We start from the raw sequence: 21,128 nt of genomic DNA, 5'->3' as shown, positions 1-21,128 counted from the left end.
AAGCTAACCTGACACTTTGTTGTCAGCTTACCCTTGCTATACTGTCCCTATCATAAAAGAAAGGGATGGATCAAGATGGAACAATTTTGTCAGAGCTGTGGGATGCCATTACAAGACGAGCATATATTAGGTACAGAAGCAAATGGTACGAAATCGGAGGAATATTGTAGTTATTGCTATCAAGATGGTAAGTTTACTGCGCCTAATATGACGATGGAGGAAATGATTCAAATTGGGGTGTCTGCCCTACAAAGAGATGGAATGAAGGAACAGCAGGCGAGAGGGATGTTAAGTGGTTTTTTGCCTAATTTGAAGCGGTGGCGCAGTGAGAGTGAGGCGTTATCCCCTTTACCATTCAAGCAGTGTGAGCAACCTTCACTAAGGTTAGTAGGTATTTCAGCACGCACAACGAATGAAAAGGAAATGAAGGGAGAGGGCTGTATCGCCAAGCTGTGGGAGCAGTTCTGGGGCGAAGGGATTCCTCATCGTATACCAAGCTATGAAAGTCACCATCCTGTATACGGATGTTATATGGATTATGAGCAAGGGGCAGCAGGAGAGTATACAATTTTTATTGGTGTAAAGGTGGATCCAGCAGTAGAGTTACTGGCAGGATCTGACCTCAAAGAAGCGGTAATTCCAGCGGCTACTTATGCGGTTTTCCAAGCAGGAGAAGAGCACGGCTCTGTTGCTTATGCTTGGCAGCTTATTTGGAAATGGGCGGAGTTGGGACAAGGACAAGGTAAACGGACGTATACTGGTGACTTCGAGGTTTATGAGCAGGGGAAACCTACACTTATTTACATCGCGGTGCAACAATAAATTATAATTCAACAATGAATAGCCCGAACTACTTTCTGTAAGCTCTGAAAAGAGTTTTGAGAGTGGCTCGGGCTTTTTGTTATGATATACTTTGCAAAGAAGGTTAGCTGTAAGAAGTCCAATAGAAATGAGTGAAGCAAATTTGTTTAAAATTATGCTAATTGAAGATGATACAAGTCTATTTAATGAGACAAAGGATCGCCTTGCTGGATGGTCATATGACGTATATGGGGTGCAAAACTTCGGAAATGTGCTTCAGGAATTTATTGAAATTGCCCCAAATCTGGTCGTTATTGATATTCAATTACCACAGTTTGATGGCTTTCATTGGTGTAGACTAATTCGCTCTCATTCCAAAGTGCCGATTATATTTTTGTCTTCTCGTGATCATCCTTCAGATATGGTGATGGGCATGCAGCTTGGTGCGGATGATTTTATTCAGAAGCCATTTCATTTTGAGGTGCTGATTGCTAAAATCCAAGCGACTTTACGCAGAGTATATAACTATAACGCAGACGGTTGGATGGAACTCAAAAGCTGGAATCAAGCAACAGTGGAATATGTGAAAAATACAGTGAGTAATGAGTATGGTGTCGCTACCTTGACGAAAAATGAAATGTATATTCTCAAAATATTAATTGAAAACAAAAATAAAATCGTTAGTCGCGAAGAGCTGATTACTTCACTATGGGATCAAGCTCATTTTGTGAGCGATAATACGTTAACTGTTAATGTGAACCGTCTACGAAAAAAGCTGGAGCCACTCCACCTTGATGAATATATTGAAACAAAGGTTGGACAAGGCTATATTGCGCTTGAAGAGGTGTCCTCATGATTTTGAAGTATTTAATTGAGCGACGAAGCTGGATTTTGTTGTTGTTTGGTTTGCAGGGAATCAGTCTATTGATTGCCTATGTCGATCAAGCACTTTCTTTTTCCTCACTTCTTTATATGGTGGGGTTAAACGTTCTTATTATCGTTTGTTTTTTATTTGTGAATTATTTGAAAGAAACAAGGTATTATAAAAGCCTCTTAACCTGGGATCATACGTATGAGCTAGGGGAAATAGAGGGAAATGCCACTCCTTTTGAACAAATCGTGCACCATGCACTCCAGGAGCAAACGCTACGATACAAACAACAAATACATACAAATGTAGCTTTATTAGAGCAGGAAAAGGATGAATTGTTAGCTTGGATTCATGAGGTGAAGACACCACTCACTGCGATGAGTCTGATGCTAGATCGTGTGGACGATATTTCGTTAAAAAATGAGCTTAGTTACGAGTGGCTTCGTATCCATCATTTACTTGATCAGCAGCTCCACCAAAAGCGCATTCCTTTTATGAAAAATGATTTAGTCATGGGGCTTGTGCAATTAGAGGATGTTTTTCACCTGGAAATTCAAGGCTTACGTTCATGGTGTATAGCCAGAGGGATTGGTTTCGAGCTTGATTTTGAAGTACAGCAGGTAGTTACAGATGAAAAGTGGTTAGGCTTTATTGTGAGACAACTGCTAACAAATGCGGTGAAATATAGTACTGCTTCAGATATTGTGATTCGGAGTTACAAGGATAGGGAAAAGGATAAAGAGATGAATAAGGGGGAGAATGAGGAATCTGTTAAATTAAGTATTTCAGATCAAGGGCGAGGCATATTAGAAAAGGATATACCACGTATTTTTGATAAAGGCTTTACCTCCTCCAATGGACGGCAACAGGGGGATGCGAGTGGCGTGGGACTTTATTTAACAAAACAAGTGGCAGCTGCGTTAAACATTCAAGTGGATGTATCCTCGGTTTGGGGTGAAGGCTCTACCTTTACACTTACCTTCTCCCAAAGAAACAAGTTTCTGAAAGTGAATGGCATGTGACAATAATGTCATGTGCTTTTTTGTTTTGTATGACGAAACGAAGGAAAATAGCAGTGGTTTTTCGTTATGATGTAAGCATAAAGGAGTGATTGTCCGTTATGTTGATGTTAGAGGCTCAAAAAATTTATAAGGAATACGGAAACAAGTTTAACAAGCAAGAGGTATTAAAGGGTATTGATTTAAGTGTAATGCAAGGCGAGTTTGTAGGCATTATGGGTCCCTCTGGCTCAGGCAAAACAACGTTGCTCAATGTGTTATCTTCGATTGATCATGTTAGCTCAGGCTCCATTCAAATTGAAGGGAAGGAATTCACGAGCTTGAAGGAAAAACAGCTTGCAGAATTCCGCAAAAAGCATCTTGGCTTTTTATTTCAGGATTATAATTTGCTAGATACGTTAACCGTGAAGGAAAATATCTTGTTGCCCTTGTCGATCACAAAGCTATCTAAAAAGGAAGCGCTACGTAGGTTTACACGGATTGCCACCCAACTTAGTATTTATGAAATTAAAGATAAATATCCGGCTGAAATTTCAGGTGGGCAAAAGCAACGTACCTCTGCCGCGAGAGCTTTTATTCACAACCCTAGCATTATTTTTGCAGATGAACCTACAGGCGCTTTGGATTCCAAGTCTGCTTCAGATATGCTTGATAAGCTATCAGAAATGAACAAGGAATATCAGGCAACGATCGTGATGGTTACGCATGATGCTGTAGCAGCCAGCTACTGTAGTCGGGTTATTTTTATTAAGGATGGTCAAATATATACGCAAATTAACAAGGGAGAAGAGTCACGAAGTACATTTTTTAACGATATCATTAAGGTTCAGACCGTTTTAGGTGGTGTTCACAATGAATCTGAGTGATCTGATCACCCGCAATCTGAAAAAAAATACGAAAAACTATTATTTGTATGTTTTTGCGCTTATTTTTAGTGTTGCTTTGTATTTTTCCTTTGTCACACTTCGTTTTAATCCTGAGATGGACGAGGTGTCAGGTTCGATTAAAGGTGCCGCTGCGATGAATGCCTCTTCAGTCTTACTGATCGGGATTGTAGTGGTTTTCCTCCTATACGCAAACATGATTTTTATAAAACGGCGGAATAAGGAAATTGGTTTATTGCAGTTAATAGGCTTAACTAAGGGTCGGGTTTTTGCTATTTTGAGTATTGAAAACCTAGTCATTTATTCGGGCTCGTTACTCATTGGAATTATGTTTGGCTTTGTGTTTTCTAAACTAATGACAATGATTTTATTCAAAATTATTCAAGTCAAGCAAACGGTGGAGCTAGAGTTTTCATTTGCAGCTTTAGAGGAAACATTGTATGTATTTGTGGGAATTTATCTCCTCATTATGCTGATGAATTATGTTTTTATTAAGAAGCAAAGCATCTTATCTCTGTTTCAGGTCTCCTCTAAAGCGCAGGCTGTGGTGAAAGAGATGAAGGCTTGGGAAATGGGTTTTGGAGCAATTGGTTTATTGATGATTGGTGGCGGTTATTACTTATCGACAAACATGTTCGCAGAGCATATTAGTAGTATGCAAAGTCTTCTATTTACGATGCTACTTATTCTAGGTTTAGTTATCATTGGAACCTTTATATTTTACAAGTATTCTATCCGCTTTATTTTGAATTTGATTCGAATGAAAAAACAAGGTTATTTGTCTATACGTGAAGTATTGTCCTTGACCTCAGTTATGTTCCGAATGAAGTCCAATACATTACTTTTAACCGTGGTGACTACGGTTTCGGCTCTAGCTATTGGGCTATTATCCCTCAGCTATATCTCCTATTATTCTGCTGAGGCTGTGGCAAAAGCTTCTGTGCCTAATGAATTTTCATTTCGCAATAGCCAGTCTAGAGACCAATTTATACACAAGCTAGATGAGAAGAAAATCCCCTATAAAGAGGTTTTTCGGGAGGGGATTCGAATAAATCTAGATGTTAGCAAGATTGTAGATGGGCGAAGTGTTTTGGCAAATGATGGTGTATTACCGACGGTTTTAATTAGTAATAAGACGATTGATGGTATGGTTTTAGCTAAAGATGAGATTATGCTAACGGGGAGAAGTGATGCGGCACAACGTGTTTTCCCAATTAAAAGTCAAGGTGAAATTAAGGTCATTGGAAGTCAAGGTTCAAGTGTTCTTAAGATGGTGGATTTAAAAAGAAGAACGATAATGCCCAATTATTATACAAGGGGCGCATATGCTGCGGTCGTAAGTGAGGAAACCTACCAGTATATTGTCAAGGAATTAAAGCCCAAAGTAGATGGTAAAGAGGAACGATTACAATATTATGGGATTGATATTACAGATAAAGTAAAGCGGGATGAAGGCAATCAAATTTTTAATTCGCTTGGATTGTCAATCCCTGACTATTCCCAGGAAGAAATAAAGACTGCACAACGCTTGAATATGGGGATGCTGATGTTTATTGTAGGTTTTCTTGGTCTTATTTTCTTAATTTCTTCTGGTTGTATATTATATTTTAAACAGATGGATGAGGGAGAAGAGGAGAAGGCTAGCTATACCATTTTACGTAAGCTTGGCTATACGGAGGAGGACTTATTGCAAGGGATTGTGAGAAAGCAGATGTTTAACTTTGGGATTCCACTTGTCATTGGGCTTTGCCATAGTTATTATGCGATTAAATCGGGGTGGTTTTTCTTTGGAACGGAGCTAAATATCCCGATAATCATTGTAATGGTGTTATATACGGTTCTGTATTCCGTATTTGGGGTGTTGTCCGTGCAATATTATAAAAGATTAATTAGGGCGTCGTTATAACTAAAAAACAGATAGTTATTCTCATTTATCATGGGAATACTATCTGTTCATGAATTAAATATTCATTAGATCTGTAATCATACTATAAAAATACAAAATTAATTTAAATCACTAGCTTCCTGAACCATGACTATGTAGTTTCATAGTACTTGCAGCTATGCTAGTTTGATTCTCTGATGAATCAGAGGTATTGCTAAAAAAAATAGTAACTACTGCAAGTACAATTAAAATAGATTTAACCCACTTTAATTTCATTGATTTTTAACACCTCCATAACTAAAGATTTGTATCTATGCTCTGCTTGTAGTGAGGCATTAGTACGATATTGCTCGAATAAGCACATCGCTTTTACAATAGTATTTTCATTATTAATTTTAATTGCAGATGCCAAACTTTCTAATAGGAAATGTATTCCTTTAATTAATTTATCTTTTTTAAAATAATATAATGCTAACTCTCTAGAGAAATCAGTGTATCGATCTAATGTTAGATAATTGTTTATTCCTTCAAATCTATTTTTTTGCTTCTTTAGACTTAAGTAATCTTTGAAGCGTTCTAGTATACTGTCTATATTAAAATCGTATTTATTGGCTGCCGTTATGATGTAGTATAAACCAACAAAAATTTCATATTCTCTTGCCCCGATATACTCAACATAGTCATTTAAAATTTCTACCCGTCCAGCCATGAGCTGATACAAATAACGATTAGCCTCTGCCCATTCTGAAAATTGTGTTATCACAACCTCTTCTTCTGCCAAAGGATGGACTACCCAATCAATATTTTCATACATATCTACATACTTTAATGCTTTTTCGTAGTCACCTAGCTGATAATAAACATCACCTTGTATGAGATAAGCATACAATATGTAAAATAGAAGTGGTTTTATTGTTGTGCGTTTTTGAGTACTTCTTCCAAACATTTTATAATACTTTGTTGCTTTATCTAATAATGTAGCCGCATGATGTCCTGCTCTCTTCCATCTGCGCAAAGAAAGGTGAATATTTATGACTTCATTAATTGCATCTAATTGATATTCTTCTTCCAAACGTTCCACATAAGGCTCAAAACTAGTGACAACAATTAAGTTATTAACTTGATCTTCAGTTAGTTTTAACATAAACAGACGATACTGGCATAAAGCTAAACGTTCTGAATGTTGAGCACGTTCACTTTCCGAAATACATTCGTATATTATAATTGCGGCTTCTTTTTTATCCTCTAGTCTCAACTCTTCAGCCATATCAAATAATAATGGGATATAGTTTAAATTATCTAGCATATTTTTAACAATTTTTTCGACATAATTTAATTTATCTAGTTCAGCACACCGGCGTAAAAGTGGCCCTAACCTTCGCCAATCGGGACTTTCTTGTTCAAAACATTCCTTTACATAAATATCATAAATATATCCAGCATCACATTGAATTACTTTTATGATCTGATCTAAATATTGCACTGCAATTGGACGTTTTCCATTAATAATATTACTTATCGTTCCAACGTTCATTCCAGTTAATTCTGCAAATTGATTCATAGACACTTGATTATTTGTTAAGAATTCTTGTATATATGTACGAACGGTAGTAGTAGAATTCAAAAGGATCACCCCTTTACAATAAACTCACTATTTTTTCTAACAATAATTTTTATATTATAGAACAGCGGTCTATTAGTCAACTTTTACCAAAAAACGATATTATTAGAATAATGCAAAACTAATGTATTAAAACTAGGAGAATATTAGATTTATATATTTGGTGCGAACCCCAAGCTCACATGAATTCCCGGGTCCTCCGCACCACGCGCCCTACAAGGGATTGTGGCTTTTTTGGCTTTTTTTTGATATGATAAAAGCGCTTTAAAAGTTCCTTCGCACTTTTGTGCCTTAAATCCCTTGTCCCATAAGGGATGAAAAGTGGCGCTGTCGCACTCTATGTGAGTGCGTGGATTGAAATATCGGTCATTGAGCTTGGTGAGGATGGGTCAATCGTCGCACTCTATGTGAGTGCGTGGATTGAATTTAAATAGATTTTTCATTACTAGGGAGAGTGAAACCTTGCTTTATGGTTTTTTGATCTTATTGTTGGGCTGCTTATGCCAAGGTAGCTTTGGATTAGGGATGAAAAAATATCAGCCTTTTTCGTGGGAAGCGTTTTGGACTTTGTTTTCTGTGGTTGGTATTTTGATCATTCCGATTGCTTGGACTTGGCTTGAAGCACCACAATTTTTGACGTACATAATGGAAACAAAGCTAGAGGTATTAGTATTAGCTTCTTTTTGTGGTTTTTTATGGGGCATTAGTGCGATTTTGTTTGGTAAAGCGGTAGATAGTATTGGTGTATCATTGACCTATGGCATAAACATGGGGATTTCTGCATCCCTAGGCTCGCTGATTCCATTAATCCTGTTCGGTGAGATTCCAGTCGCAAGTTCGTTTATAACATTGTTACTTGGCATGGTTGTGATGTTAGGTGGAGTTGGGATTATTACAAAAGCAGGCTTGGATAAAGAAAAATTAATTAATCAGGATGATGATCTGCTGAGACAGCAAGAGCGTGATCAACTTGATCAAGCTAAGATTCAGATGAAGGAGCAAGTTCAAGTGAATTCCGAAGGAAATGCAATGAGAAAAGGGTTATCTCAGGGCATCCTCATGGCTTCTTTAGCGGGGCTTGGTTCTGCGGCGATGAATATTGGATTTAGTTATGCAAATCAGACGTTAGCGATCGCAACCTCGCATGGGGTAAATGCAGTAAATGCTAGTTTAATTCCATGGGTGATCACATTGTCGGGTGGATTTGTCGCTAATTTTGCTTATTCTTTTATGAAATTAATCAAAAATCGAAGCTACCGGGACTATGTTGCAGTGGGGGCAGGGAAAGCGTATGGCAAGGCGCTGGCAACGTCTTTGATCTGGTTTCTGGCACTGGGCTTTTATGCAAAAGCTTCCGTCATGTTAGGCCCACTTGGTGCAAGTGTAGGTTGGCTTACCTTTAATGGTCTGGCGTTAATTGTTAGTAATGTATGGGGACTGCTTGATGGAGAATGGAAAGGGTACGATAAACCAAAACGTTTGCTTCTAATTGGAAATGCCTTCTTAATTATTTCTTGGATTATCGTTGGTATCGCTAATTCCCTTGCATAATGGGTTAACTCTTAAAGCCTGATTACTAAATTTACGGATATAAGTTCGACTGAGTCATTAATAGATCAATGATAATCTAGTTAAGATTAGATTTAGGTATTTAGAATCAGGCTTTAAATGATGTTAATTAGAGTTAATTTAATGATGTTAACTACTCACTTTATACTTTTCTATGGCACCTACAATATTACCATCCATCAGTTTGCTAACTTTACGTACAATTTCGATTGGATCTGTGTTGGCGCCTGACTTTAACCAATGAATCACTTGCTCTAGCACAGCCAATGAATAAAAATCTGCAATAATTTTACGATCCTCTTTACTTACATGACAAGCTGTGCATTCATCAGCTAATTCATTCACAATGCTTATCATCATATGATAAATGACACCATACAAAAAGTTATCAAGATGCTCTCGTCCTAATGAATTAAAGGTGTTGAGGCATATTGTTTTGTTGGTCTGTGTGTAATTAAGTACACTCAAAAAACCTTGCTCCCATTGGGAAAAGCTCCGATATTGCTCTAATCCCTCGATCACTTCAATCTGGTATACCCATCCTAACAGCTCGTATATGTCTTGAAAATGGTTATAAAAAGTATGTCTCGTTACTCCACAATCCGCAGTTAGCTCCTGAATTGTTATTTTATGAAGGGGTTTTGTGAGCATGAGCTTTTTTAACGATCTCGCCAGAGCATTTTTTGTTACGTGAGCATAGCTTGCCATAAGTTACCTCCTAAACCATTTATACTTAGTTCTAGTTTAACAGCCAAATGAAGCTTCCTCAAATATTGCTACGTTATCTTCCTAATTCAACCTATCATTTGGATAAAAATCAATGATCATTATTACGCATTACACAATATCGGAATTATGTGTAATTTTGATACAATCTTATTTATATGTTCATGGCTTCTGCTCTAAGAAGTGGATATAGTGAAATTAATTACTAGATATTGTCCTTTGTTAAATCACTATTTCATTTCAGAGAGGAAGAAAGACAAATGGGAAACTATCAAAGAATTAATCCAGTTGTACAAGAAGGCATCTCTTCAAAAAAAGCTTATTTAGTTGGTGGTGGTATCGCCTCATTAGCTGCCGCAGCATTTCTAATTCGTGATGCTCATATGCCAGCGGGAAATATTCATATTCTTGAACAATCAGACATTTACGGTGGGTCAATGGATGGTGCAGGTAACGCGAAGGATGGTTATAGCGCTCGTGGTGGACGTGAAATTGAAGAGCATTTTGAATGCTTTATGGACTTATTTGGTTTCATTCCTTCTTTAACAAATCCACATCGGACAGTGTTGGATGAATTTAGAGAGCTAAACTTAGAGGAACCAATTGAATCTCATTGCAGATTAGTTGAAAAAGCAGGGAAAACGGCAGATTTCTCTACCTTAGGCTTATCCACCTCTCATGCTTTACAGCTAGGGAAATTAGCGATGTTAACAGAAGAAAAGCTAGGGGCAACGACGATTGAGCAATTTTTTGATCCAACATTCCTTGAAACGAATTTCTGGTACTTCTGGCGTTCGATGTTTGCTTTTGAAAATTGGCAAAGTGTTGTAGAAGTGAAGCGTTATATGGAGCGTTTTATGCATCTTATTTCTGGCATGAACCAGCTTAAAGGCATTTTACACACAGAATACAACCAATATGATTCTTTAATTCTCCCGTTGTTGAAATGGCTAGAGGAGCAAGGCGTGCATTTTGACCTTGGGCATGAGGTTGTGGACTTTGATTTTGACTTTAGCAATGGTGAAACGACTGCAACAGCAATCCATTTAAAAGTGAATGGGAAGCCATCTACAATTAAAACAACGAAAAATGATATCGTAATGTTTACAAATGGTTCGATGACTCAAAACTCTACTAGAGGTGACATGGATCATCCAGCGATCATTAATGACTCTGTAACAGATCGTGGATGCTGGAGCGTATGGGAAAAAATCGCACCTAGATCGTCTCAATTTGGTAATCCAGAAGTATTTTGCGGAGATATTGATAAAACAAAATGGTTATCCTTTACGATCACTTTAACGGACGACAAAATTTTATTCCCATATTTACTCGATTGGACAGGAGATTTACCAGGTATGGGTGGGGTTGTAACGATTAAGGATTCAAGCTGGATGATGTCTTGGACAGCTCCAAAGCAACCACACTTTATTAATCAGCCAGATAACGTCAAAGTATTGTGGGCGTATGGCTTGTTAGTAGATGAAGAAGGGGATTACATTAAGAAAAAAATGAGCGATTGCACAGGGCAAGAATTGTTTGAGGAATTGCTTTATCATATGGGACTTAAAGAGTCCATTCCAGATATTTTAAAAACAACAACTAACGTTATCCCTTGCATGATGCCGTATATTACATCTCAATTTATGCCTCGTGTATTAGGAGATCGCCCAAATGTAGTACCAGAAGGTAGCACAAACTTTGCCTTCCTTGGTCAATTTGCAGAAGCACCTGACGATTGTGTATTTACGGTAGAATATTCTGTTCGTACTGCGATGATGGCCGTATATTCTTTACTTCACCTTGAAAAAGAAGTGATCCCAGTTCATCCAAGTAAATTTGACGTTCGTGTGTTGTTAACAGCGGTGAGAACTTGTCTTGGTAAAAAAGATTTACCACTGGATAAAACACTTGGGGAAATTATTGGGGGAACGGTGTTGTCGAAGCTGCTGTAGATTGATAGAAAGTTGTAGGTTAATAGTAATAGTAATAAGAGAAAATGAAATTGCGCCTGATCATGTTGCAAGTTAATATGGTTGGGCTTTTTATTTTATATATTTTGCTTCCCCTTGTTTGTTAAATATAATGTATACGAGGGGGATAGTTAAATTGAAGATTAAGCTTGAAAAGAGATTAGCTTATTTATACAGTGGAGAATTGGTATCACTCATTATGTTTATACCCGTTAGTTTTGGACTAAACTATGGATTCCCAAATTTGATGTTATACTCATTGTTTTCGTTTTGGACTTCTTTTTTATTGTTGGAGTTTATTTTGCTACAAGGAACGATATATTGGAGGGAAAAGCTTAAAAGATTAAGGAATAACGATACACTTGCAACGCCATTGAAGTTAATTAGACAGCTCACTTTGTGTAAGAGGATAAATATAATTATTATTGGGGCTGGAATATTTGCTTTTGTACTTGATTTCATCAGATGGCATTCGGCATTACCCTCTGGAGGACTCTTATTGGCGATTGGGATATATGTCTTTGCTCTATTAGAATTTATTAATTACTATTACATACAGCTTTCCTATGACAACAGGGCTGATATCAGAAATTTATTAAAAAACCGAAGATTAAAGCGTGCTTGTATAAATAAGGAGATTAAGCGGTGTTTGGGAAAGTGAAAATAAAAATAGAATGAGTTTACTTGAAGCCTTGGTGCGAACCCCAAGCTCACATGAAAAAACCGGGTTCTCCGCACCTCGCGTCCCACAAGGGTTTGTGGCGTTTTGGACATTTTTTTGCTATAATTAAAGCGCTTTAAAAACTCCTTCGCACTTTTGCGCCTGAAAAGCCTTGCTGTGCAAGGGCTGGGAAGGGGCGCTGTCGCACTCTATGTGAGTGCGTGGATTGAAATCACTGAATGATCTGTAATTTGGATGGTCTTGAACTCGTCGCACTCTGTGTGAGTGCGTGGATTGAAATTCTATGGTAAAGGAATACTATTGTTTGGTTTGGGGTCACACTCTGTGTGAGTGCGTGAATTGAAATATGCTAATGCACACGTCAGATATCTTTTTTTGTGTCGCACTGTATTTGAGTGCATGAATTAAAAATCAGGAGAAAATTATGAATAAATCCCCGTTTTCTTTAACTTATTTACCTTTACTCATACGATTGCAATGTCAGCAAACTACTCGTTTGCCTCTTTTTTTAGGCTCAACGATGCATGGAATCATGGGCTGGACGCTAAAGAAATACAGTCCTGAAGCATACTCTTTTTTGTTTGAAAATAAGCGTGTGGGTGGGGGCAAGCAAGATATAGTTAATCCGTATTTTATTGAGCCGCCAAGGTCAAAGTCCCATTTTGAGAAAGGGGAGCTGTTAAGCTTTACATTTGTGCTTGTTGGTAATGGTATTCATTATGCAGAAGCAGTAATAAATGCTTTATTTCAGAGTAAAACATTTGGGATAGGTGCGCAACGAGCTCCATTTATCCTTAAGGACATTTTACATGGCTCTCAATTTGGAGATGTATACAGCGAAGAAGGATTTAATAACATGGCATTGATGCCTGAAAACATTGATTCTCTGTCTAGACATGAACATGCGACTTGGTGTTCGTTACATCTTTTAACCCCACTTCGAATTAGACGTAATGGGAAGCTAGTTGAAGATATTACTTTTCCGACTATAATTCGCAATATTACAAAAAGAATTGGAATGCTAACAGAACGTTATGGAGGTCATATTAACACTGAGCTTGCTACCACTAGCTGTGAATTAGCACAATCAATAGATAGGACGGTTTCAGCTTTACACTTGGGTCAAATGCATCGTTTTTCTAATCGTAAAAATGAATCTATGGATTGGAGCGGAATGCTTGGAGCCTTGCAATTTTCAGGTGAACTGTCTACCTTTATACCATGGCTAAAAGCTGCACAAGTTTTACATATAGGGAGAAACTCTACCTTTGGCTGTGGAAAAATAAATTTGATATTTTTGTAGTAAATAGATTTGAAATTTAATGAGAAATTTAAAATTAATATATTTTGGTGCGAACCCCAGGTTCACATGAAAACCCCAGGTCCTCCGCACCTCGCGTCCCACAAGGGTTTGTGGCTTTTTGAGCGTTTTTTGCTATAATTAAAGCGCTTTAAAAGTTCCTTCGCACTTTTGCGCCTAAAAACCCTTGTCCTGTAAGGGCTGAAAAGTGGCGCTGTCGCACTCTATGTGAGTGCGTGGTCGGGGGCGAAATCAGCATGGAGAGATTGGGCTGAGGCTACCAACTAATCAAGCCACATAGATTTTCTACGTGGCTTGATATTTTTAGTTAATTAAGTTCCGGTATAGTGTTAGAATAGGCATTGTTTCATACCTAGTTTTTAAATCAATATCAAATCTGGTATAAGCTCTGTTAGCTTCAATTTTACTTTCTAATAATACATTTGTACAAAAATGAATCTCCATAAATTCGTTTGCATTAAAACAGTCTTTAATATTTATAAGTATATCTATTTCTTCATCATTTAAACTACCATGTAATCTTTTAGATATTTGCAGTCGATTAACATAGATTATTACAGAATCTTTATCTATATTTTTGTTTTTTGCAGACATTCTATACTTAGAAAAAATATAGTCTGCTAGGTGAAGTAGCTCCTTTTTATGTGATTTATCATATGCAGCAATACACTTTAAACAAAAATGAATTGTGGTATTAAAAGCTAGTTCATTAAAATATGGGTTAAAATTATCGAATGATGTCTGAATCTTATTAAAATTAACATTTACTCCATTTGCAAGGGAGTCAATATTTAATAATGTATAAATACTGTGATTGCATTCGTCTTTTTCTTGATATGAAAGAATAGAAACGCTTTTTGTTATATCCTCATTAAATGGATTTGTGAATTTACTATTGTTATATAGAAATACAATTGTTTGATCCCCAATTACCGCGTTGATAAAGCCATTTCCCTCTGGTAACTTCATCTTTAATTTTGGGAAATCTACATTTTTTGAGGCTCCTATAAGAAGCTCAAAACCATTAATTAAGGATAAACCTTCCTTAGATTCATTGAATATAATCTCTTTATTTATTCCAAAAAACAGGAAGGCTTGTTCTAATTCTTCTATAAATTCAAGTTGCGTTTCCATATCTTTACGGAAGGATAATAAGTCGTCTTCAGCGAAACGAATTGCCGAAATCTCATTGTCTAGTATTTTAATTGATTTTTTTTCAATAAAGCCTATTAGTAATGGAATAATCTTTATCTGTGATAATAAAGAGTGAAAACTTATTAAAGTGATATTTACTTTATTTTCAAAAAATGTAAGATTTAATACATGTTCAATAGTAATTGTGATAGTATTTTGTTCTATATTTACATAAGTATTAAAAGTGTAGGGATTGTGATCAATTTCAATAATGATTGTTGAATCTCTTGATAATGTTGTAATACGTGCTTTATTAAGTGGAACCTGTAGTTTATTTATAACACCATAAACAAAAAAATCATGTTTAAAAATTTCCGATAGGTTACTAAGTGTAGGTTGAATAGTTAAGCTTCTCATATTATATGTGTTAAAGGAGTTATTAAGAAAGGGTCTTTCCTCAATCAAAGATAAAGGTTGATGTTTTTGTTCCTTTAAAAATAATCGACAAATTCTATCAATATTAGTGTTATCTATTGAACGCAATTCAATTTGAGTAGATTTACTTTTTTTAGAGTTACAGCTCCTAATCATATATGAAAGATCTAATGGCAATAATTGTCTATAATATATTTTTTCTTGGCGATTCTGATCAATTTCAACAACAAAAAATATAACTCCACTGTTCTTATAATAGTTTTTTAAATGAGATATTGAGACTCGAAACTGTCGCTCTTGACCAGAAAACGTATTGACTGTTGTTCCTTTAACCTGTACTGGAACAGATCCATAGTAGGATTCAGTTTTTTCGGAATCATCAGTGAATACTTCAATTTTACCGTCAAATGAGATTCCTTTGTCTCCTTCAGGAATTTCTGCTCTTAGCATGTAAGGTTCAGTGTTTACTGCATTTCTAATAGCTTGAACAGCAATGCGTTCAATTGTAGCATTTGATAACTTAGCCATAGAACCTCCTATAATCAAGACTTTCTACTCATAATTATATGATAAGGCATAATTAGATAAAAGAGTTAATCCGTAGTAACTATGTATCATATCTAATATAAGATATAAACAAGAAAAGCTTCTCCTTTACAGGGGAGGCTTCATTTTATTTTAAAGGACTGATGATATGGCAGTAATAAAGCCAACGATACAAGCAAGTATTGACCTCTCGAATCCAGTTGATGAATTAGCACAAGTAATTGCATATGTGATTAGTTCGTCTGTTCCCGAGCTACGGAAGTCCATTCTTGAAGGTCTGGATTTAGAAATTGGGAATGCTTTAGCTTCATTGGAACAAGCGGAGGAAGGTTTACGAAAAGTTATTGAAGGGGGGCGATGAAATTGGAGTTTTCCGTAATCCTAGCAGTGATTACTGCGTTAAGTGGTATGGCTCTTGGCTGGATGGGCAGAACACGCACCATTAGACAAGACGCAGCACAGGATGCTGGTACAGTCACAGCATTACAAACTGACCTTGAATATATTCGACGTGGTGTTGATGATATACGTTTAGATCAGCGAGTGCAAGCGCAAAGACTGGATGCCTTAAGCGAACGTGTAACGCGAGTAGAAGAATCAACAAAGCAATCACATAAGCGACTTGATCGCTTAGATGAGTAGGAAGGTTTGACTTGGACAAAACAAAATATAAAATTGAACGCCGTTATATTACAAAGCGTTCTAATACAAGACCAGGCACTCGGTTAAAAACGAGCAGCCCGGTCTTTTTTGTTGCTCACGATACAGGTAATCCAGGAGCTTCAGCCTTAAATCATTTTAACTACTTTGACAAGTTGGTGGGCAGATCAGCATCAGCTCATGTCTTCATTGATGACAAAATGATCTTAGAAATCATTCCTACAGGTACAGGCAGTGAATATGCTGAAAAAGCATGGCACGTACTTTACAATGTGACAACAGATAATGAACGCTTTGGCTACGACAGTAATGACGCAGCATTAGGAATTGAGCTATGTTATGGCTCTAACAAAAACAACAGCATTGATTTCCATGAAGCATACAAACGTTTTGTGTGGTACTTGGCGTACTGCTGTGATGAATGGGGGAAGAACCCCTTTGTACACACATTCCTTCCCACAAACAGTTAGATCCAGCCTGCAAGCGCGATGTCGATCAGGCATTGGCTCTCTATGGCAAGACATTAAAAGACCTACTTAATGATGTGGCAGCGGAACTTAAAGCAGTACCGCAAGTAACATTAGATTTTGTACCACTTGATAAGAGTATAGTTGAGTCGCTGATCAAGGACTATATTTCTCCTGCTTGGTTTGCATATGCAGGTGATCAGGAGGGACAGACTCACTTCCACAACTTAGCCAACAATTTACGCCTAAATGCAGGTCTGCCTGTAAATGGTGTTGTATCACCATTAGCTAAGCTTCACAAGAGTAATGCACAAGGCATCATTTATCGTTGGTTGTCTCCTGCTTGGTTTAAAGCGAAAGAGGCTGGCAAAAACGATGTAGCCAAACAATTAAATGCTACAGCTATGCATTGAGACGAGCTGCTGGATTACCAATAGAATAACTAAATTGAGAGGATGATTTGTATGAATAAAAAAAGATGGCGGAACTATGCACTATGGGTGAGTATCGTGTCACAAGGATTAATATTAGTACAACTAATCGGCGGAGTTACAGGCATGTTTACACTGACGGATATCATGCGTGAGGACATCTTAACAATTGCAAATACGTTTCTCGGATTATTTTGCTCGGAATTGTTAGCAATCCTACTAAGCCAGATAGTGGCGGGTACAACTTATGATATATAACTAATATCCTCAGTATGAATTGCTTAATTGTGACCAAACATTCTCCTATAGAATACTATATATTATAGTTAAATGTCAGCAAGAAACCATCCTTGCTGACATTTAGGGGAATAATCATATCAATAAAGTGTTAACTTAAAGTTGCTTTATTGAAGTAATATATACATTGCATTATAAAATAATCTTAAAAAGGTGGGGAATTCATGATAGAAGTTAGTATAATTTTAGATAATAAAGAGCAGCTTAAAGGCCTTATCGATCCAAATACAGGAGTGGCTTATATACCACTTAGAAGTTTTTGTGAGTATATGGGTTTGAAAGTTATCTGGGATGGTGAGAAAAGAATAGTCAGTGTAGATACAAATTTTTTCAACTAATGTATAGTGATATTTTTCTTGATTTCACTAAATCCTCAAGTAGATAACCATAAGAGATATCGCCGTTATATTTTGTTCCAATATATCGAATTGATCTATTTTCATTTTTGATTAAACACATTGCTTCCAAATGGATTAAATTGATCCACCAAACGGAAACCATATAGTATTTATTTCCGAAACAAAAAGACAGTAATCTAAAAATTTCAGTTTTATTTAGTTTTAGTTGTCGCTCATGGGAATCGACATTACCAGTTGTAAATTGTCTGATCACACCTAAACCTATCTGAAATTTCCCGATAGTAATGTTTGATAAAGTTTTTCTGATACCTATTACTCTAAGTAATATATTTTTAAATAATGATAAGTATTCTATTAAACGAAACCAATTTGGTCTAAAAGTTGTTTCTATAGAATAGATAGACATGACTATATCTATAGGAATATTGTATTCTCTGGAAAAATTCATTATTATTTGTTCATTTCTTTTTGAAGGAGATTTATTTAGTAGATTTTTAATTAAAATAGTGTAACGGTTCATAGTCCTCCCAATAATAACTTTGTTTTTCTGATACTTCTCTTTCTAAATAACCTTTCATTTTATCAACTAAATAAGTATAACTGTAGGTGGATTTATAATCCGTTGTTTCAGAGAATTTTAAACGTATCTCTTCCTGCTCTTTTACTAATCCAAGTATACCTCCTATATCTTTTAAATGCTCTTGTAACATGTCAATAACAAATTTATTGTACTCAGATAGCGTTTCAAAATCTTTATTCAGCGCAATTGCAGTAACTTCCGTTACAGATTTTTGAATTTCCCAATTAATTATTCTTTTAATATTTAGAGTGTCAATTTCACCAGGTTTTATACCTTTTCGAGGCTCTTCTTTAGCTTTTGGAAAAATATTCTTGTATTTTCGTGTTGAAAAAAGCTGCATCGCAATAGTAGCGGAGGTGCCAATAATAGACCAAATGAAATTGGTTAGTATATCAGAACTTAGCGAATCATCCCTGATTATTTTGAAAAAGTAAGAAAATAATCCACCTGAAAAACCTAATAATCCGTATGTAATTACTAGTAGTAAATAAAATATGCGAGCTTTTCCTATTTTTTTTCGAAGTTTGGGATCCAAGAGTTTTGGTTGAAAGAACGCTGTTGATACTGAGAAGAATGAACCTAATAATGGGGCAATAAGACTAAAAATAATTTTGTCTGAAAAAAACAAATTTATCATTAAACCAATTATAAATGGAGCAATAAACATTAAAAAGTATGATTTTATTTTCATAGTCGGATCTTCAGCTTGGACAATGAGATTAAATAGACCAACCTTTCCATTAGGAGTTTTTAAAAATAAAGACATAAGAAAAGAGGTGATGATTGATCCGAGAAGTATTAAGGTTATATCATTGATACTTAATATGAATGACAAATGTTTCCCTCCGTTGCAACTATAGTTATAACAGTATAACAAATAATTACAAATTATACATTTAAATTTTATGAATATTTGTAAAATATTACACAATAATAATTTTCATTTTTATTATGTATAGAAATTAAATATTGAGGAGTTCTTTTATTAATTAACTTTATGTGGATTTACTAAAAAAAGCCGCCTAAGCGACTCTTACTTACTCAACGTATACTCATCTACTTCAAATGAAAGTATATTCTTAAATATTATATAATTCACACGTTTAGTGAATGGCCCTTTGTTATTGTTATGCTTATCAATTCCGTATCTTGCAGGACCAGTTCCATTTTCCTTAGCATCATACCAGTTAATGAAGTCATTTACTTCACTAATGGAAAGATCGAATTCTTTCTCTAATCCAGTTGTCATTGTTACAGTTAAGATAGCGCGATCACCGCCTGGCTCTGGTTGCGGATCTGGATCGGTTGCCTTTGCTTGTGGAGTTGCTGAAGCTTCATTAGATACTATTGTTTCTACTCCATTTACAACGGCTGTAACTTGAAAGTAATATTTTGTTCCGTTAGTTAATTGAGAAATTAAAAAGTTAGAGTATGAATCTTTAGATGCTGTTAAAACACTTGTATACTTATTAGGCTCTGTTCCATATTGTATTTTGTATGAATCAGCATTTTCGATAGAATTCCAATTAAGTTTTACAGAAGAATCCAAGCTAGTTGCAGATAAATTGATTTCTTCTTTTATTCCTAATGTTATCTCAGAGATTGCTATCCATGAACTAGATGCAGTAACTTCAAGTTTTATGCCATTATATAATCCATGATTAACTTTAAAAGGATTTAAAATATTTGCACTTTCAGTAACTGGGCTTGCACTTACAGTATCGCTAATTACCTTCCATTCCTGATCCACTAATCCATAAATTTTATATGTTTGAGCAGCTGCTGGTCTAACACTTGTAGCAACCTGGATAAAATCTAATTCTATTGCTGTTGGAAATTCCAACTCTAAACTACCAACATATTTTCCTGAGTTCCAGTAAGTATCAAGTGATTTGTCAATCGCTCTGTCGGCAGTATAAGGCGGATAGGTAGTATTACCTTTAGCAACAGTTCCTTCGGGTGGAGAAAATCCTAACATTCCATCAATTGTATTTTCCTTCACAATAGTATTTTTCACTTCAGATGCATTGGCATTAAGATTTGGGATGCAAATAAGTAACAAAAACAATAAAAGTGCAACTTTCTTTTTCATAAGTTTTATTCCTCCATATATTAAGTAATGAGTTTCAAACATACTACTAAGGTAATGAACTGTCTAAACAATAATGACTATATCTGCAATTAAAAGATGAAAACCAGAAAAAATGTTTACAGCATATGCCAAATGAACTATACTTAAAGTAAGTCCGAAAGTATCGGTAAATGACCTCATTGGCTAATGCCAGTGGGGTTAATTTCATTTATTATATATATGGGGTGTAGTCATGGGTGATTTTTCTTTTGAAGGGGTTTTATTTTTAGCTGTAAGTCTAGTTGTTTCTTATTTTCTATATATGGAAATAAGAATTCTAATATATTACTATAAGGATGATAAAGAAGAACGAGAAGACCCAATGATGCGTTGTTATAGTTGTGAGGCAGTAATCTCCAAAATGGCCCGGTATTGCCCTGAGTGTGGTCATGACTATGGAGAGAGCCACTGGGAAGTATATTCAACTAGAGCAATAATTCGTAATATAGTAATTCTAACGATTATTTCCTGTGTGGCTCTTTTATTTTCAATATCCTACTTTTATGAAATAATCCCCAACTCCTAATTAGTGGGGATTTACTCATTTACTTTTTTAAGTTTTTGATCAACGTAATAGACGATATTTGTAATAACGGCGCTTGACGAAAAAATTGAACGGGAAAAAACCACAGAAGCATAATGGGACTGACCCCGTAACGTGAGACAAATTAAAACACCTTCAAGAAAATGAAACCATGTCGTAAGATATGGATATAACTTGGAGGTGTTTTTTGCA

The 21,128-nt window shown here is 35.9% G+C and carries 23 protein-coding genes; 16 read left to right on the top strand and 7 right to left on the bottom strand.

Going from position 1 to position 21,128, the window contains the following annotated elements; all coding sequences use genetic code 11:
* The first annotated feature begins 75 nt into the window (after window positions 1-75).
* From J2Z32_RS12430 to J2Z32_RS12410, 5 genes are all read left to right on the top strand, one after another.
* Window positions 76-822, top strand: coding sequence for a zinc ribbon domain-containing protein (locus J2Z32_RS12430; RefSeq protein ID WP_210089492.1), 747 nt, complete (start codon window positions 76-78; stop codon window positions 820-822).
* A gap of 127 nt (window positions 823-949) precedes the next feature.
* On the top strand, window positions 950-1,657 hold the full coding sequence (locus J2Z32_RS12425) for a winged helix-turn-helix domain-containing protein (protein WP_280921142.1): 708 nt from the start codon (window positions 950-952) through the stop codon (window positions 1,655-1,657).
* A complete protein-coding gene (locus tag J2Z32_RS12420; RefSeq protein ID WP_210089491.1) occupies window positions 1,654-2,694 on the top strand; it encodes a sensor histidine kinase in 1,041 nt (346 codons plus the stop codon). Before J2Z32_RS12425 ends, J2Z32_RS12420 begins: the two co-directional genes overlap by 4 nt.
* Window positions 2,695-2,792: 98 nt before the next feature.
* Entirely contained in the window at window positions 2,793-3,557 is a 765-nt protein-coding gene (locus tag J2Z32_RS12415) for an ABC transporter ATP-binding protein (protein ID WP_210089490.1), read from the top strand.
* Window positions 3,544-5,481 carry an FtsX-like permease family protein gene (locus J2Z32_RS12410; RefSeq protein WP_210089489.1) on the top strand — a complete coding sequence of 646 codons (1,938 nt, stop codon included), beginning with the start codon at window positions 3,544-3,546 and terminating at the stop codon, window positions 5,479-5,481. The genes J2Z32_RS12415 and J2Z32_RS12410 overlap by 14 nt, the downstream gene beginning before the upstream one ends.
* A 235-nt stretch (window positions 5,482-5,716) precedes the next feature.
* Here the strand turns inward: J2Z32_RS12410 and J2Z32_RS12405 are convergent, their stop codons facing one another.
* Entirely contained in the window at window positions 5,717-7,084 is a 1,368-nt protein-coding gene (locus J2Z32_RS12405; protein WP_210089488.1) for a helix-turn-helix domain-containing protein, read from the bottom strand.
* Window positions 7,085-7,543: 459 nt separating this feature from the next.
* Between J2Z32_RS12405 and J2Z32_RS12400 the strand changes: the two genes are divergently transcribed.
* Window positions 7,544-8,632: an L-rhamnose/proton symporter RhaT gene (locus J2Z32_RS12400; protein ID WP_210089487.1), complete on the top strand. Its 1,089-nt coding sequence runs from the start codon at window positions 7,544-7,546 to the stop codon at window positions 8,630-8,632.
* Between the two features lie 147 nt (window positions 8,633-8,779).
* Here the strand turns inward: J2Z32_RS12400 and J2Z32_RS12395 are convergent, their stop codons facing one another.
* Window positions 8,780-9,358 carry a TetR/AcrR family transcriptional regulator gene (locus tag J2Z32_RS12395; RefSeq protein ID WP_210089486.1) on the bottom strand — a complete coding sequence of 193 codons (579 nt, stop codon included), beginning with the start codon at window positions 9,356-9,358 and terminating at the stop codon, window positions 8,780-8,782.
* A 278-nt stretch (window positions 9,359-9,636) separates the two neighbouring features.
* Between J2Z32_RS12395 and J2Z32_RS12390 the strand changes: the two genes are divergently transcribed.
* From J2Z32_RS12390 to cas6, 3 genes are all read left to right on the top strand, one after another.
* On the top strand, window positions 9,637-11,331 hold the full coding sequence (locus tag J2Z32_RS12390) for an oleate hydratase (protein WP_210089485.1): 1,695 nt from the start codon (window positions 9,637-9,639) through the stop codon (window positions 11,329-11,331).
* Between the two features lie 154 nt (window positions 11,332-11,485).
* Window positions 11,486-12,010 carry a general stress protein gene (locus tag J2Z32_RS12385; RefSeq protein ID WP_210089484.1) on the top strand — a complete coding sequence of 175 codons (525 nt, stop codon included), beginning with the start codon at window positions 11,486-11,488 and terminating at the stop codon, window positions 12,008-12,010.
* A gap of 445 nt (window positions 12,011-12,455) precedes the next feature.
* Window positions 12,456-13,334, top strand: coding sequence for a CRISPR system precrRNA processing endoribonuclease RAMP protein Cas6 (gene cas6, locus J2Z32_RS12380; RefSeq protein ID WP_245251423.1), 879 nt, complete (start codon window positions 12,456-12,458; stop codon window positions 13,332-13,334).
* 321 nt (window positions 13,335-13,655) lie between these two features.
* On the opposite strand, the gene J2Z32_RS12375 is transcribed toward cas6, so the two are convergent.
* Window positions 13,656-15,449: a DUF4365 domain-containing protein gene (locus J2Z32_RS12375; RefSeq protein WP_210089483.1), complete on the bottom strand. Its 1,794-nt coding sequence runs from the start codon at window positions 15,447-15,449 to the stop codon at window positions 13,656-13,658.
* Window positions 15,450-15,615: 166 nt separating this feature from the next.
* On the opposite strand from J2Z32_RS12375, the gene J2Z32_RS12370 reads away from it, so the two are divergent.
* The 6 genes from J2Z32_RS12370 (at window position 15,616) to J2Z32_RS12350 (ending at window position 17,660) form a co-directional block, all read left to right on the top strand.
* Complete coding sequence (locus J2Z32_RS12370; RefSeq protein ID WP_210089482.1) at window positions 15,616-15,828, top strand: hypothetical protein; 213 nt, start codon at window positions 15,616-15,618, stop codon at window positions 15,826-15,828.
* 2 nt (window positions 15,829-15,830) lie between these two features.
* Window positions 15,831-16,109, top strand: coding sequence for a hypothetical protein (locus J2Z32_RS12365; protein ID WP_210089481.1), 279 nt, complete (start codon window positions 15,831-15,833; stop codon window positions 16,107-16,109).
* An 11-nt stretch (window positions 16,110-16,120) separates the two neighbouring features.
* Window positions 16,121-16,597 carry a peptidoglycan recognition protein family protein gene (locus tag J2Z32_RS22400; protein ID WP_245251420.1) on the top strand — a complete coding sequence of 159 codons (477 nt, stop codon included), beginning with the start codon at window positions 16,121-16,123 and terminating at the stop codon, window positions 16,595-16,597.
* Window positions 16,549-17,007, top strand: a complete 459-nt coding sequence (locus J2Z32_RS22395) for a hypothetical protein (RefSeq protein ID WP_245251437.1) — start codon at window positions 16,549-16,551, stop codon at window positions 17,005-17,007. The genes J2Z32_RS22400 and J2Z32_RS22395 overlap by 49 nt, the downstream gene beginning before the upstream one ends.
* A gap of 51 nt (window positions 17,008-17,058) precedes the next feature.
* The gene (locus J2Z32_RS12355) at window positions 17,059-17,283 is read left to right on the top strand and encodes a hypothetical protein (protein WP_210089480.1); all 225 of its coding nucleotides are present in this window, start codon (window positions 17,059-17,061) and stop codon (window positions 17,281-17,283) included.
* A gap of 203 nt (window positions 17,284-17,486) precedes the next feature.
* Complete coding sequence (locus tag J2Z32_RS12350) at window positions 17,487-17,660, top strand: stalk domain-containing protein (protein WP_210089479.1); 174 nt, start codon at window positions 17,487-17,489, stop codon at window positions 17,658-17,660.
* Here J2Z32_RS12350 and J2Z32_RS12345 read toward each other — a convergent pair.
* The 3 genes from J2Z32_RS12345 to J2Z32_RS12335 form a co-directional block, all read right to left on the bottom strand.
* The gene (locus tag J2Z32_RS12345; RefSeq protein WP_210089478.1) at window positions 17,653-18,201 is read right to left on the bottom strand and encodes a hypothetical protein; all 549 of its coding nucleotides are present in this window, start codon (window positions 18,199-18,201) and stop codon (window positions 17,653-17,655) included. The genes J2Z32_RS12350 and J2Z32_RS12345 overlap by 8 nt on opposite strands.
* Window positions 18,176-19,096, bottom strand: coding sequence for a hypothetical protein (locus J2Z32_RS12340; RefSeq protein ID WP_210089477.1), 921 nt, complete (start codon window positions 19,094-19,096; stop codon window positions 18,176-18,178). The genes J2Z32_RS12345 and J2Z32_RS12340 overlap by 26 nt, the downstream gene beginning before the upstream one ends.
* 198 nt (window positions 19,097-19,294) lie before the next feature.
* Window positions 19,295-20,353: a fibronectin type III domain-containing protein gene (locus tag J2Z32_RS12335; RefSeq protein ID WP_210089476.1), complete on the bottom strand. Its 1,059-nt coding sequence runs from the start codon at window positions 20,351-20,353 to the stop codon at window positions 19,295-19,297.
* 232 nt (window positions 20,354-20,585) lie between these two features.
* On the opposite strand from J2Z32_RS12335, the gene J2Z32_RS12330 reads away from it, so the two are divergent.
* Window positions 20,586-20,918 carry a hypothetical protein gene (locus J2Z32_RS12330; RefSeq protein ID WP_210089475.1) on the top strand — a complete coding sequence of 111 codons (333 nt, stop codon included), beginning with the start codon at window positions 20,586-20,588 and terminating at the stop codon, window positions 20,916-20,918.
* 11 nt (window positions 20,919-20,929) lie between these two features.
* On the opposite strand, the gene J2Z32_RS12325 is transcribed toward J2Z32_RS12330, so the two are convergent.
* A partial coding sequence (locus J2Z32_RS12325) for a hypothetical protein (RefSeq protein WP_210089474.1) occupies window positions 20,930-21,128 on the bottom strand: 199 nt, incomplete at its 5' end.

It is taken from the genome of Paenibacillus turicensis, assembly GCF_017873435.1.
Taxonomy (GTDB): domain Bacteria; phylum Bacillota; class Bacilli; order Paenibacillales; family Paenibacillaceae; genus Fontibacillus; species Fontibacillus turicensis.
This window is presented reverse-complemented; position numbering and strand designations above follow the sequence as displayed.